We start from the raw sequence: 1,020 nt of genomic DNA, 5'->3' as shown, positions 1-1,020 counted from the left end.
GCCTTGAATTCCGGCGAATGCTGCTTCCGTTTCGACATCTCTGATCTCCTTCTCGTCGAAGATCAGCAGACAGCAATTCATAGCCTACGTCAGCGTCCGAAATTCGGGGGGCAGCTCAGGTGTAGAGGTCGCGGTAGCGCGCGTCGCCCGGGCCGGCGTAGCGGATCATGCCTGCGGCGAGGTTGAGCTCGATGTGGACACCGCGCGACGGGTCGGTCAGCATGACCGTCGTCTGGCCCCGCGCGGTCTCGAAGAAGTTGAAGGTAGCGCCATTGTCGCCGCGTTCCTGCCACTGGCCGTTGCCGAGGAAATAGAACCCGCCGTTCGGATGGTAGACGGCGGCGACGGCAACCGCGCCGGCGGAGATCGGGGCGACCTCGTGGCCGCCACCGGTGGCATGGGCGGGGAGGGCGGCGGCGCCCATGGCGGAAGCGAAGGCAAAGGCAACGATGGCGAGGCGGCGGCGGATGGCGGTCATGGCAGTGGTCCCTTCAAGGTTCGGGTTGAAACGATGAAGAAACGTTAGTCTTTGCTGATTGAACCCTTTCCGAACGTGCCCTTCATTTGCTGTTCATCTGCTGGATGCATCGGCCGGACGCCCTGGAAAGACCGGCGATCGCCATGAACCGGGCACGGTGGCTGAGCGCCTTGCGGGCGCGACCTCACGCTTCAGCGGCGCATCGCCGGCCCCGCCCGGGCGGCTGTTCAGCCTGCCTTCCGTTCGTCGGCCATGCCCGCGTCATCCGGCGTGTTGATCTCGAGGCGTTCGGTGACGTTTTCCAGCCAGGGCGCCAGCATGCGAAGTGCGGGAACCTCTGCCGACCAGCGGCGGCTGCGATCCAGCATCCGGCCCACTTCGGTCTTGGTCACGCCGATCTTGTCACCCATCAGGCACTTCTGCCGGCTCCACCATTCGCCGTCGCGGTGCCGGTACCGGATGGCCCGATGCGACCGGTCCAGCATGTGCAGGATGCCGAAGGCCATGAGATAGTGGTGGGCTTCGTCCAGCGAGCGGTCGCG

General features: G+C 65.4%; 2 protein-coding genes. Both read right to left on the bottom strand.

The genetic code is table 11. The features are described from left to right. Nucleotides 1–115 precede the first annotated feature (115 nt). Nucleotides 116–478 (bottom strand): hypothetical protein, encoded by a 363-nt coding sequence (locus CSC94_RS23965; RefSeq protein WP_099308861.1) that lies wholly within the window; start codon nucleotides 476–478, stop codon nucleotides 116–118. Between the two features lie 227 nt (nucleotides 479–705). Further along, nucleotides 706–1,020 (bottom strand): hypothetical protein (locus CSC94_RS24795; RefSeq protein ID WP_165784590.1); only part of this gene is annotated, 315 nt, incomplete at its 5' end.

This window comes from Zhengella mangrovi (assembly GCF_002727065.1).
GTDB classification, from domain to species: domain Bacteria; phylum Pseudomonadota; class Alphaproteobacteria; order Rhizobiales; family Rhizobiaceae; genus Zhengella; species Zhengella mangrovi.
The sequence above is the reverse complement of the archived record's forward strand: the minus strand, read 5'-3'. Positions and strand labels throughout refer to the sequence as shown.

Coding starts and splice junctions, on each gene's coding strand:
- CSC94_RS23965 (WP_099308861.1), bottom strand. CDS start 478: ATGACCGCCATCCGCCGCCGCCTCGCCATCGTTGCCTTTGCCTTCGCT.